This window comes from Dyella monticola (assembly GCF_003363155.1).
In the GTDB taxonomy this organism is placed as follows: Bacteria; Pseudomonadota; Gammaproteobacteria; order Xanthomonadales; family Rhodanobacteraceae; genus Dyella_B; species Dyella_B monticola.
This window is the reverse complement of record NZ_QRBE01000001.1, coordinates 156,970-168,883: the sequence shown is the minus strand read 5'-3', so window position 1 is coordinate 168,883 and position 11,914 is coordinate 156,970. Positions and strand designations below refer to the sequence as shown.

Sequence of the window (11,914 nt, the reverse complement as noted above, 5' to 3'; positions counted from 1 at the left end):
CCGATTCTCTCGGGTTAAATTGCCCAAAGCGGCCCATTCACACCAATTGCACATATACATATGACCACCTCTTCGCCCAAGATCACGCATTTGGATTTCTTGCAGAAAGTTCGCTCAAAAGAGCTAAGCCAAGTCCTCACATATTTTCCCTCTGCCGAAAATAATGGAACTCGACGAGCAGTTCTTGAAATCGGCGCCGGCACAGGTCAGCAAGCAAAAACAATTAAGGACCTCGGATATGATGTGACCGCCATAGATATTCCGAGTAGCCATTATTATAACGACCGCATTTTTGACGTAATTGATTACGATGGCCGTGCTATACCGGTGGCAACCGGCTCGATTGACGTAGTTTTTAGCTCTACCGTACTTGAGCACGTGCGCGAGATTGATGATCTCCTCCAAGAGACCATTCGAATAATGGCAAAGGATGCCATTGCCGTGCATGTTTTACCTACCAGCGCGTGGCGCCTTTGGGGGATAGTTGGCCACTACCTTTGGCTGATCAGGCGAATGCTAGCGTATACGTTTTCCAAGGTGAAAAGGCGCGGCGAACGAGTTTTTTCCAATGCCTCTCCGCGTAAACCGACATCTTTGAGAGAATGGCTAGGAACTTTTTTCCCTCTTCGCCATGGCGAGCGGGGAGTTACGGTAACTGAGGCCTATTATTATTCGCGCTATTGGTGGAAGCGAAAATTTTCAGAGCATGGATTGAGGATCATCAAGATCGAAGGCAACCACATTTTTTATTCTTCAGCTAATGCTTTAGGCGTGAACCTTAACATCAAGATCAGGACGTGGCTGTCATACTTATTTGGTTCTGCATGTAACATTTACGTATTGAAGCGAGATCCAGAAATTTAGCTTTAAAACAGCAGCAGCGAGATACAAGCAATATCAGCCGTCCATGCAGGACTACACATTCACGCCGCGTATGTCACCACTCCCAAGCAGCTGGTGGCACTAGGACGCGACGCGATGAGCATAGAGAAATGTGCTGGTAAAGCCCGGCCATGCCTCGTTTTCGTGATGGCAGGCGAATCCGCGCTGCTCAAGGTCTTTCCGAACGACATCCAGGTCGTACATATGCAATTGCATAGCAGGCTCGAACACCGGTCGACCACGAAACAAGTTGCGTAGCCAGTTCACCGGCGGAAAGTTATAGCGGATTCGCACCAGTCCTCGGATGATCGGCGAAGCATCATGACCGCTTAGGATTTGTACGACCAAATGGCCACCCGGAGCAACGCGATCAGCTAGTGCCTGTAGGATTAGGCGCCCTCGACGCCAGGGAATGTGCTGCAACACAATGTAAGAGTGCACCAAGTCGAATGTGCCTTGCACGCGCGAAAGAGAATCATCGGATTCAACGAAAGTGACATCCGTAACGTAAGCTGCGGCGCAGTTTCGTTTTGCTTCGACTATCATGGATGGCGAGATGTCGACCCCGGTTACCCGACCAATGCGGCGCGCGAGAGGGATGACCAGGCGGCCAACGCCACAACCGAAGTCGAGCGCAGCACGGGGAACGAACGCTGCCTTCGTTACGTCCTCGATATTCTGAAAGATTCGGGCGACGTGAGCTTCACCTGACGAGAAGAATTCCTTTTTTGCTTCGCTCGTCATCGTACCAGTGCGAAATTGTTCGCTGCTGTACACTCCGAAATAAGGGTCGGTCGCTCCCCATTGTTCCCAGTCGCGGTCAGTTCCCATCTAGTAATCCCCTCGTCTTTTCAAGAAACGATCTTACCTAACGCCGCCGTTTCCGTGTCCGCTCACGCCGACACCCTAAATCTGCTGGACAATCTTACTTCGCTGCCTGTAGTCAGCCCGCGACGGCATCAGCAGTATTTGCCGTTTTTTTGGAATTTTCGACTGGCGTGAGAGGATATCCCAAGTAGGCATGTGATTGCCTCTCAATATTCATTATTACTCCAACATCCCGAACAGCGCTGTTGATATCTTCTTACCGAAGCAACTCCAGTCGAAATGATTTGCAAAATCCTGTATGCCTTCACCTGGTAACGGCCGGCTTAGCAGCGCCAACACTGCATCCGCAAAAGCGCGACCATCACCGGAAGGAACAAGGTGTCCCGATATGCCCTCGGCTACGGCATCGACGACCCCACCGGTGGCGTAGGCGACCGTCGGTAGGCCGTGTGCTGCAGCCTCGATCGCGACCATACCAAAGCCTTCGGGATCGTTCGGGATGTCACGAACTGGGAATACATGCACATCGGCCGCCTGATAAATACTCGCCAATCGAACTCGGTCGGTCACGACGCCCATAAACTCCAGATGATCGGCGACGCCAGCGCTCGCAGCTGCCGCTTGTATGCTTTCGACGGTCTGCGCTTTTGCATGCAATGAATTCATGGGCGCACCACCCACGATCACCAGCAAAGCATTAGGACAATGCTCAAGAATACTTGGCAGTACATTCACAACGAATTCGCGCAAGCCCTTGCGGTTCGTCAAGCGCCCAACCGACAGCAGCAATGGTCGGTCGTTCCATTTTTTTTCCGCGCGCAGGTTAACTCCCCTATCAACATCCTCCGATCGATGGTGGGAAATGGTCACTCCCGGATTCACTACTTTGATCTTTGCTGAATTAACGCCAGCAACTTTGGCGAGTTGAGCTGTAGCCCTGCTGTTGGCGACCACACAGTCCAATCGCCGCAATGCCGGTATCCACACCTTGCGATAAAGCATGCTATCGACAGCCACATCCAGCCCATGCACGTATGCGGCAGATTTCGCCCGGCTCGTTCGTGCTGCAAACTCAGCGATCGGCGCGGTCAGCCCACTGCCTGCCAGGACAATGTCGGGGTCCCAGCGACGCGCCAACTTCGTTGCTTTTGCCAAAGCATTGAGTAGAAACCAAGGCAATGGCTCCAACGCGACCTCTAACACATCGACACCGTCAGGAATACCTTGCCGTGAACCAACAGGACCTACCAAGCACACCGAAGCCCTTTTGCTGAGCTCATCCACCATATGCCAATTGAGTTGTTCCATGCCCCCCCATAATGGCGGCATGTTTCGCGTGACTAGAAGCACACGCGGCCGGGAGCCTTTAATCATGACGACGATAGGTGAGCGCGGTGATTTGCTCGGACACCAGACCAATGAGAAATACGATGACGGATGCACTCCACATCAGCGTACTCATGTTTGTGAGTCGCCCGTCATGCATAAAAGTCCATGCGTAATTGGCACAACCAAGCAGAAAGAAAATTGCGCTAGCAGGAACAAACAGCTTCAGCGGCGAATACAGCGTAGCGATCTTAAAAATAATCAGTAGGAAACGTAATCCATCGCGCAATGGTCGGATATGGCTTTTGCCAATACGCTGTGCTGCCTTGATCGGCACGTAGGCTACTGGATAGGCGCTGCGGAAAAACGCCATCGTACTTGTGGTGGGGTAGGAAAACCCATTTGGCAGCAAGTAGAGGAATTCACGAAACCGGTCTGCACGAACCGCGCGAAAACCTGACGTGAGATCGGCTACCTCATGGCCCGTCATGCGTGTGGCAAGCCAGTTGTAAAGTGTGTTGGCGAGGCCGCGCCCCACTCCGGCCTGGCTCCCCCAATCGCGAGCTCCCACGGCCATGTCGTAACCTTCTGCAAGCTTTTCAATCAATCTGGTGATGTCTGCCGGATCATGCTGTCCGTCTCCGTCCATGAACACGACGATTTCTCCAAGAGCGGCACGTGCTCCGCGCTTTATGGCAGCACCATTCCCCATCGAATAGGGAGAGCTTAAGCACTGAACACCGCTTGCCTCGCACACATTGCGCGTTTCATCGGTTGAACCGTCGTCCACAACGATGATTTCCGCCGCAGAGTGAACTGCACGCAGGCGAGGCAGCAGGTCGATTAGGGCTCGCGCCTCGTTTTTGGCCGGCAAAACGATGCTGACAGTCTTCAAGCTTGTGTTTCCAGGAAAAGTTAAGGCCCGATGATAGCGGGTGCCTCTGATGGATAGGACCTTCGACGCATTATCAGCCCGGCTTCAAGAGGTCGACCTCAACACCGTGCGCAGAAATCGCGCCAAATCGATAGCCGGTCACCAAAATGTGCGGTAAATTCAAAGCCCACAGGGGGTCAGGCAGGTTCCAGCATGTCATCGCAACCACAACCATCCGCCGTCGGGCTGTCGGGCATGGCCCGGCGCCTCGTGTCCGAGGGGCTGCTTCCTGAGGCTGATGCCCGCAAGGCCATCGCCGAGTGCAGCCAGAACAAGAAGACACTGACCGCGTGGCTACTGGAACAGAACCTGGTGGATAGCCAGAAACTGGCCCAGGTCGCCTCAGCGGAATTTGGCATGCCGATGATGGATGTCACGGCCTTGACGCCGGCCAACATGCCGTTAAACATCATCAGCCAGGAGTTGATTAGCAAGCATCAGGTGCTGCCCCTGCTCAAACGCGGCAAGCGGCTGTTCGTGGGCATTGCCGATCCGATGCAGCTTCACGCCCTAGATGACATTAAGTTCCACTCCAACTGTATGGTGGAACCGATTCTGGTAGAGCGCACGCAGCTCATCCGCGCGATCGATGGTGCCGTCAGTAGCATGAGCAGCGCCATGCCAGACCTGGGTGGCGGTGAACTGGACGAGCTCGCCCTGGAAACGGGCACTGATGAGGAAGGTGGTGGCGGCAGCGGCAGCGATATTGACGCCAACGCCGATGCGCCGGTGGTGAAGTTCGTGAACAAAATTCTGGTGGACGCGATCCGCCGCGGGGCCTCGGATATCCACTTCGAGCCATTCGAATCGAACTACCGGGTGCGCTTTCGCATGGACGGTATGTTGCGCGCCATGGCTTCGCCTCCGCAGAAGCTGGCCAGCCGCATTTCCGCACGCCTGAAGGTGATGGCCGGGCTGGACATCGCAGAGCGCCGCGTGCCGCAGGACGGGCGCATCAAGCTGAATCTGTCCAAGAGCCACGCAATGGACTTCCGCGTCAGCACGCTTCCAACGCTGTTCGGCGAAAAAGTGGTGCTGCGCTTGCTGGACAGCTCCTCTGCCAAGCTCGGCATCGAGAAGCTGGGCTATGAGGAAAGCCAGAAGCAGCTTTACCTCGATGCCATCCACAAGCCTTACGGCATGGTGTTAGTTACCGGCCCCACAGGTTCAGGTAAGACCGTGTCGCTGTACACCGCGCTGAATATCCTCAACACCGCCGAGCGCAACATTTCCACGGTAGAAGATCCTGTCGAAATCCGCGTGGAAGGCATCAATCAGGTGCAGCAGAACACTAAGCGGGGAATGACCTTCGCGGCGGCGCTGCGCTCCTTCCTGCGTCAGGACCCTGACGTGATCATGGTCGGCGAAATCCGCGACCTGGAAACGGCGGAAATCGGCATCAAGGCCGCCCAGACCGGCCACATGGTGCTGTCCACGCTGCACACCAATGACGCGCCGCAGACCGTGGCGCGCCTCATGAACATGGGCATCGCGCCGTACAACATCACCTCATCGGTGACATTGATCATCGCGCAACGTTTGGCCCGCCGCTTGCATAGCTGTAAGAAACCCCTGCAACTACCGGCACAGGTCCTATTGGAAGCAGGTTTCACACAGGAGGAGATCGACGCGGGCCTCACCACTTATCAGGCAGTCGGCTGTGAGGAATGTAACGAGGGCTACAAGGGGCGCGTAGGTATCTATCAAGTGATGCCCATGCTGGAAGACATCCAAAAGATCATCCTGCAGGGTGGCAATGCGCTGCAGATCGCCGAGACGGCTCGCAAGGCAGGCATCAACGATCTTCGCGCCTCTGCGCTGCAGAAGGTCAGGGATGGCGTTACCAGCCTGACGGAAATCGACCGTGTCACCAAGGATTGAGGAACCGGTCAAATTTCCGGGGCGCTCCCGTGGCGGACTTGCGCCAGGGGCCACGAAACGGACGCCTGAAGTAACGTAAGCTGGGTAATGCCCTGTTTGGCGTTGGATGCCTGACAGGGACCGAATCATTGGGGGAATCTGCATGGCCACCGTAACAGCCGCCAAAAACATCCGGAACCAGGCCGCTCAGCGCGCCCAGGTGACCCAGATGCCGACCTACGACTGGGTCGCTCTGGACAAGCGTGGCAAGCTCATGAAGGGCTCCATGCAATCCAAGAACGCCACCTTGGTGAAGGCGGAGCTGCGTCGCCAGGGCATGAACCCGCAGACGGTGAAAGAGCGTTCCAAGCCGCTGTTTGGTGCCAGCGGAAAATCCGTCAAACCGCGTGACGTCGCAATTTTCAGCCGCCAGATCGCCACCATGATGGCCTCGGGTGTGCCGATGGTGCAGGCTTTCGACATTATTGCCGATGGCCAGAAGAACCCTCGCTTCAAGAACATGTTGATCGATGTGAAACAAGGCATCGAAGGCGGCTCATCGCTACATGAAGCGTTCGGTCAATATCCGGTGCATTTCGACGAGCTCTATCGAAACCTGGTGCGCGCGGGCGAATCGGCGGGTGTGCTCGATACGGTGCTCGATACGGTCGCTACCTATAAAGAGCGCATGGAAAGCATCAAGAGCAAGATCAAAAAAGCCATGTTCTACCCGGTCATGGTGCTGGTCGTGGCCATGCTGGTGTGTATGATCATGCTGCTGTTCGTTGTGCCGGTGTTTGCAAAAACCTTCCAGGATGCCGGTGCGGCGCTGCCCGCTCCCACACAGGTGGTCGTGAGCGCATCGAAATTCATGCAGAGCTATTGGTGGGTGGTGGTTTTCGGTGCTGTCGGAGCCGTGATCGGTATCTCGCAAGGCAAACGCCGCTCGCAGAAGTTCTCGCACTTTCTCGATCGCGTGATGCTGCGTTTCCCGGTCATCGGCGCCATTTTGCGCAATTCGGCTATTGCACGCTTTGCCCGTACCTTAGGCGTCACCTTCCACGCCGGTGTCCCGCTGGTGGAGGCGCTCGATTCAGTGGCAGGCGCCACTGGCAGCGTGGTCTATGGTGACGCCATCAAGCTAATGCGCGACGACGTGGCGGTTGGCCATCAATTGCAGCTCGCCATGCGCCAAACCGGCCTGTTCCCTAACATGGTGGTGCAGATGACCGCCATCGGCGAGGAATCCGGTGCCCTGGACAGCATGTTGTTCAAGGTGGCGGAGTTCTACGAGGAAGAGGTCAATAACGCCGTCGATACCCTCTCAACGCTGCTCGAACCGCTGATCATGGTGATCCTGGGTACGCTGGTAGGCGGCATGGTGGTGTCCTTGTACCTGCCGATCTTCAAGCTGGCGGGCGCCGTCGCAGGCTAATATCGCGACCATCTTTTTCTTTGGAGCCGGGCATGCCCGACTTGCCGTTGGTTGCGTGGATCATTCTGGCCGGCGTCGTCGGCCTCATCGTTGGGAGCTTTCTCAACGTCGTCATTCTGAGGCTGCCGACGCGGCTGGAGGCGCTGTGGCGGCGCGAGGCCAATGACGTGTTGGGGCTGGATGCGCCTGAGGCCGCGCTGCCTCCGGGCATCGTCAAGGAACGCTCCCATTGCCCCCACTGCAAGCACCCCCTCGCCGCGCGCGACAACATCCCGCTGTTCGGCTGGCTGTTGCTGCGCGGTCGCTGCCGTTATTGCCAGGCGCCCATTTCCCTGCAATACCCCCTGATCGAACTGCTTGCCGCGATTCTCAGCGCGGTCATCATCTGGAAGTTCGGCCCGACGTGGGCCGGTCTGGCAGGACTGTTTTTTACCTGGGCACTGATGGCCCTCTCCGGCATCGACTTCCGCACACAGCTGCTACCGGATCAGATCACCCTGCCCCTGCTCTGGGCCGGCCTGCTCCTGAGCCTCGCACACCTGTACGTCGAACCACCAGCATCCATCCTTGGCGCGGCCATCGGCTATCTCAGCCTTTGGAGTGTGTACTGGGTCTTCAAGCTGCTTACCGGCAAGGAGGGCATGGGGTTTGGGGATTTCAAACTGCTGGCGGCGCTAGGCGCGTGGATGGGACCGATGTCGTTATTGCCGGTGATCCTGCTCTCCTCGCTGATCGGCGCACTGGTTGGCGGCACGCTGATCGCCCTGCGTAAACATGGGCGCGAGGTGCCGATGCCGTTCGGGCCGTTTATCGCCATGGCCGGCTGGGTGTGGTTCGTGGCCGGCGAGCAGTTATGGCACGCCTACATGAGCTTCGCTGGCGTGCAATGAACAAACGCGTGCCGCTCACGGTGGCGCTGACTGGCGGCATCGCTGCCGGCAAAAGCGCAGTGGAACAGCGCTTCAGAGCACTTGGCGCACCGGTGTACGACGCTGACCAGGCGTCTCGAGTGGTGGTGGAGCCGGGTGGCGAAGGGCTGGCAGCGATCGTCGATGCCTTCGGCAAAGAAGTATTGGATTCCCACGGCCGCCTCGACCGCCCGCGCATGCGCGAACGCGTCTTCACCGACCCCACCGCGCGCAGGACATTGGAAGCCATCGTGCACCCGCGTGTGCGACAGTGGATGCTGGATCGGGTGCAGGTCGACGAAAGCCCTTACGTGATGTTGGCCATTCCGCTACTGGCCGAGAACATCGGGCATTACCGCTGGGTGGACCGCATCGCGGTCGTGGATGTGCCGGAAACCACCCAACTCCAACGCCTGATGGCTCGCGATGGCATGGATGAGGATCTGGCCGCCCGCATTCTGGCCACCCAAGCCTCCCGCACTGCCCGCCTGGCGCTGGCGGACGATGTGATCGACAACAGCGGCGAGGAATCGGCCCTTGAGCCGCAGATTGCCGTATTGCATCAGCGTTACCTGACCCTGGCAGCCGAGCGCCGCTGACGCCTGACGCCGCCTGCGGTTACGTAAACCCCTCAAACGGTTAAACTCGGGGGTTCCCGCCCCTCGCGCGAAGTTTTGACCCGATGTCCACCGAATCCGCCGCCGCCAAGCCTGCCGCAACCCCCGAGACCGACGCGCCGCGTGATTTCATCCGCCAGATCATTCGCGAGGATTTGGCCAACGGCAAACACGCAGCCATCCGCACGCGCTTTCCGCCCGAACCCAACGGTTATCTGCACATCGGCCACGCCAAGGCCATCTGCCTGGATTTTGGCATCGCTCGCGAGTTTGCCGGCTGGTGCAACCTGCGCCTGGACGACACCAACCCCGGCAAGGAAGACCCCGAGTTCGTCGAAGGCATCAAGGACGACGTGCGCTGGCTCGGCTACGAGTGGCACGACCTGCGCCACGCCTCCGATTATTTCGAAGTGTTGTACTGCGCCGCGATCAAGCTGATCGAGGACGGCAACGCCTACGTGGACGACTTGAACCCCGAGGAGATGCGCGAATACCGCGGCACCCTCACCGAGCCCGGCCGCAACTCGCCCCATCGCGACCGCAGTGTCGAGGAAAACCTGGCCCTCTTCCGCCGCATGCGCGCGGGCGAGTTCGCCGACGGCAGCAAGACGCTGCGCGCGAAGATCGACATGGCCGCCGGCAACATGAACCTGCGCGACCCGGCCATTTACCGCATCCGCAAAGTCACCCACCAGAACACCGGCGATGCGTGGCCGATCTATCCGATGTACGACTACGCGCATTGCCTTTCCGATGCGCTGGAAGGCATCACCCACTCGCTGTGCACGCTGGAGTTCGAAGATCACCGTCCGCTCTACGACTGGTTCGTGGACAAGGTGGATCTGCCGAACCATCCCGAGCTGTGGCAGCACATGCGCGACGCCGGTTTTCGGACCGAACCGGCCAAGCCGCGCCAGATCGAGTTTTCCCGGCTCAACCTGAGCTACATGATTACCAGCAAGCGCAAGCTCGCCCAGCTCGTGAACGAAGGCCTGGTCGACGGCTGGGACGATCCGCGCATGAACACCCTGCGCGGCCTGCGCCGTCGTGGCTTCACGCCGGGTGGTATCCGCCTGTTGATCGAGCGCCTGGGCGTAAGCAAGCAGAACAGCGTGATCGACTATGCCATCCTGGAGAACTGCGTACGCGAGGATCTGGACGCCGCCGCGCCGCGTCGCATGGCCGTGATCGATCCGTTGAAGCTGGTGATCACCAACCTGCCGGAAGGTCACGAGGAGTCGCTCACCTTCGCCAACCATCCGAAGGACGAAAGCTTCGGCAGCCGCAAAGTACCGTTCGCGCGCGAGCTGTGGATCGAGCGCGAGGATTTCGCCGAAGTGCCCCCGAAAGGTTTCCACCGGCTCAAACCGGATGGCGAAGTACGCCTGCGCGGCGTGGGCATCGTGAAGTGCGAGAAGCTCATCAAGGCGACCGACGGCAGCGTCGCGGAACTGCATTGCACGCTGGACCTCGAATCCCGCTCCGGCATGCCCGGTGCCGACCGCAAGGTCAAAGGCACCATTCACTGGGTGAGCGCCAAGCACGCCGTGGCGGCCGACATCCGCCTGTACGACCGCCTGTTCAACGTCCCCACGCCGGACGACGAAAACGACGGCAAGACCTGGCTGGAACACATCAACCCAGATGCCAAGCGCATCGTGCGCGGCTGGCTGGAGCCTTCTGCCGCCGAGGCGTCCCCCGAGCAGCGCTACCAGTTCGAACGCCTTGGCTACTTCGTGGCGGACCGCCTGGACCATCTGCCGCAGTCCCCGGTGTTCAATCGCGCTGTTACCCTGCGCGACACATGGACGACCAAACAGAACGCATGATGCTGCCGCTGCAGATTCACCTCACCCTTCCGCCGTGGATCGAAGACGTCGCCGATACGCAGCGCCGCTATCTGACGGATGAAGAACGCGTGGGTCTGGCCATCGATTTATCGCAGCGCAACATTGAACACGGACAAGGCGGCCCGTTCGGCGCCGCGGTGTTCGATGAGCATGGCCGCCTGATCGCCGCGGGGGTCAATCGCGTGATTCCGCAGACCTGCTCCGTGGCGCATGCCGAGATGCTGGCCTACATGGCCGCGCAGCAACGCCTGGCCAGTTATCGCCTCAACGAACAAGGCGGCCACTACACGCTCGCCACCAGCGCGCAGCCGTGCTGCCAGTGCTACGGCGCCACCTTCTGGGCCGGCGTGGACACCCTGCTGATCGGCGCCCGTGGTGAAGACGTGGAAGAACTCACCAAGTTCGACGAAGGCCCGCTGCCCGCCGATTGGCAGGGCGAACTGGAGCGACGCGGCATTGCCGTACGGGGTGACATCCTGCGCGACAAGGCCCGCGCCGTGCTGGCTGCCTATGGCGACAAAGGGGAAAGCTATTGAGCCGGCTGCGCGCCGCGCTTCCGCTGCTGCTGCTCATCGCGGCCGGCATCGCGCTGATTTTCTCCGGCATTTTCGATCGCCTTCATCCCGAACATCTGGTCGCACACCAGCGTGAACTGCGCGCGCATCTGGCCGAGCATCCCTGGATCGCGCGGCTCATCTATACCGGCTTGCTGACCCTCGCCACCTGCACCGGCATACCCGTGACGATCGTGCTGATCCTCGCTGGTGGATTTGCCTTCGGAGTGGTCGAAGGCACGATCTATTCCTCGATCGGGCTCACATTGGGCTCGCTGGTGCTGTTCCTGGCCAGCCGCTATGCGTTCGGCGTGGGCAGCAAACATCCGCCGAAGATTGCCGACAAGCTGCATCACGGTTTCGAGCGTCATCCCACGGCCTATACGCTGTTTTTGCGGCTGGTTCCGGTAGCTCCGTTTGGTCTGGTCACCATGGCTCTGGCATGGTTCCGCTGCCCGCTGTGGTTGTTCCTCGGCGCCACCTGGTTCGGCGGTGCGGTGATGTTGGTGTTTGAAACCTCGGTCGGTGCAGGCCTTGGACAAGCGCTCAGTCATGGGCGACGCCTGGGCAGCGGCCTGCTGTTCGATCCGCACGTGATCCTCCCGCTCAGCGCGCTTGCTGTGCTCTCGCTGATCCCCCTATTGGTCGAGCGCCTGCGCAGCCGGCGTCACCCTGCATCCGCGCAGAGCGAACAGTCGCCGCGCGAGCAATGATCTGACT

The 11,914-nt window shown here is 58.9% G+C and carries 11 protein-coding genes; 8 read left to right on the top strand and 3 right to left on the bottom strand.

Annotation, left to right across the window (positions count from 1 at the left end; translation table 11 throughout):
• Nucleotides 1–60: 60 nt before the first annotated feature.
• Complete coding sequence (locus DWU98_RS00685) at nucleotides 61–864, top strand: class I SAM-dependent methyltransferase (RefSeq protein WP_115493558.1); 804 nt, start codon at nucleotides 61–63, stop codon at nucleotides 862–864.
• A gap of 99 nt (nucleotides 865–963) precedes the next feature.
• On the opposite strand, the gene DWU98_RS00680 is transcribed toward DWU98_RS00685, so the two are convergent.
• The 3 genes from DWU98_RS00680 to DWU98_RS00670 form a co-directional block, all read right to left on the bottom strand.
• Nucleotides 964–1,713 (bottom strand): class I SAM-dependent methyltransferase, encoded by a 750-nt coding sequence (locus DWU98_RS00680; protein ID WP_115493557.1) that lies wholly within the window; start codon nucleotides 1,711–1,713, stop codon nucleotides 964–966.
• A gap of 216 nt (nucleotides 1,714–1,929) precedes the next feature.
• On the bottom strand, nucleotides 1,930–3,039 hold the full coding sequence (locus DWU98_RS00675; protein ID WP_425480196.1) for a glycosyltransferase family 4 protein: 1,110 nt from the start codon (nucleotides 3,037–3,039) through the stop codon (nucleotides 1,930–1,932).
• 37 nt (nucleotides 3,040–3,076) lie between these two features.
• A complete protein-coding gene (locus tag DWU98_RS00670) occupies nucleotides 3,077–3,931 on the bottom strand; it encodes a glycosyltransferase family 2 protein (protein ID WP_115493555.1) in 855 nt (284 codons plus the stop codon).
• 192 nt (nucleotides 3,932–4,123) lie between these two features.
• On the opposite strand from DWU98_RS00670, the gene pilB reads away from it, so the two are divergent.
• The 7 genes from pilB to DWU98_RS00635 all read left to right on the top strand — a co-directional run bounded on the left by pilB (nucleotide 4,124) and on the right by DWU98_RS00635 (nucleotide 11,907).
• Nucleotides 4,124–5,851 (top strand): type IV-A pilus assembly ATPase PilB, encoded by a 1,728-nt coding sequence (gene pilB / locus DWU98_RS00665; protein ID WP_115493554.1) that lies wholly within the window; start codon nucleotides 4,124–4,126, stop codon nucleotides 5,849–5,851.
• Between the two features lie 142 nt (nucleotides 5,852–5,993).
• Nucleotides 5,994–7,265 carry a type II secretion system F family protein gene (locus tag DWU98_RS00660; RefSeq protein ID WP_115493553.1) on the top strand — a complete coding sequence of 424 codons (1,272 nt, stop codon included), beginning with the start codon at nucleotides 5,994–5,996 and terminating at the stop codon, nucleotides 7,263–7,265.
• 32 nt (nucleotides 7,266–7,297) lie between these two features.
• Nucleotides 7,298–8,155 carry a prepilin peptidase gene (locus DWU98_RS00655; protein WP_115493552.1) on the top strand — a complete coding sequence of 286 codons (858 nt, stop codon included), beginning with the start codon at nucleotides 7,298–7,300 and terminating at the stop codon, nucleotides 8,153–8,155.
• The gene (gene coaE, locus DWU98_RS00650) at nucleotides 8,152–8,772 is read left to right on the top strand and encodes a dephospho-CoA kinase (protein ID WP_115493551.1); all 621 of its coding nucleotides are present in this window, start codon (nucleotides 8,152–8,154) and stop codon (nucleotides 8,770–8,772) included. Before DWU98_RS00655 ends, coaE begins: the two co-directional genes overlap by 4 nt.
• Nucleotides 8,773–8,855: 83 nt before the next feature.
• Nucleotides 8,856–10,619, top strand: a complete 1,764-nt coding sequence (locus DWU98_RS00645) for a glutamine--tRNA ligase/YqeY domain fusion protein (RefSeq protein WP_115493550.1) — start codon at nucleotides 8,856–8,858, stop codon at nucleotides 10,617–10,619.
• Nucleotides 10,619–11,176 (top strand): nucleoside deaminase, encoded by a 558-nt coding sequence (locus DWU98_RS00640; protein WP_115493549.1) that lies wholly within the window; start codon nucleotides 10,619–10,621, stop codon nucleotides 11,174–11,176. Before DWU98_RS00645 ends, DWU98_RS00640 begins: the two co-directional genes overlap by 1 nt.
• On the top strand, nucleotides 11,173–11,907 hold the full coding sequence (locus DWU98_RS00635) for a TVP38/TMEM64 family protein (RefSeq protein WP_115493548.1): 735 nt from the start codon (nucleotides 11,173–11,175) through the stop codon (nucleotides 11,905–11,907). The genes DWU98_RS00640 and DWU98_RS00635 overlap by 4 nt, the downstream gene beginning before the upstream one ends.
• Nucleotides 11,908–11,914 lie beyond the last annotated feature (7 nt).

Bases quoted from the DNA above. Each gene is read 5' to 3' on its own strand.
- coaE (WP_115493551.1), top strand. From the start codon at position 8,152: ATGAACAAACGCGTGCCGCTCACGGTGGCGCTGACTGGCGGCATCGCT.
- DWU98_RS00680 (WP_115493557.1), bottom strand. From the start codon at position 1,713: ATGGGAACTGACCGCGACTGGGAACAATGGGGAGCGACCGACCCTTAT.
- DWU98_RS00640 (WP_115493549.1), top strand. From the start codon at position 10,619: ATGCTGCCGCTGCAGATTCACCTCACCCTTCCGCCGTGGATCGAAGAC.
- DWU98_RS00675 (WP_425480196.1), bottom strand. From the start codon at position 3,039: ATGCCGCCATTATGGGGGGGCATGGAACAACTCAATTGGCATATGGTG.
- pilB (WP_115493554.1), top strand. From the start codon at position 4,124: ATGTCATCGCAACCACAACCATCCGCCGTCGGGCTGTCGGGCATGGCC.
- DWU98_RS00660 (WP_115493553.1), top strand. From the start codon at position 5,994: ATGGCCACCGTAACAGCCGCCAAAAACATCCGGAACCAGGCCGCTCAG.
- DWU98_RS00655 (WP_115493552.1), top strand. From the start codon at position 7,298: ATGCCCGACTTGCCGTTGGTTGCGTGGATCATTCTGGCCGGCGTCGTC.
- DWU98_RS00645 (WP_115493550.1), top strand. From the start codon at position 8,856: ATGTCCACCGAATCCGCCGCCGCCAAGCCTGCCGCAACCCCCGAGACC.
- DWU98_RS00685 (WP_115493558.1), top strand. From the start codon at position 61: ATGACCACCTCTTCGCCCAAGATCACGCATTTGGATTTCTTGCAGAAA.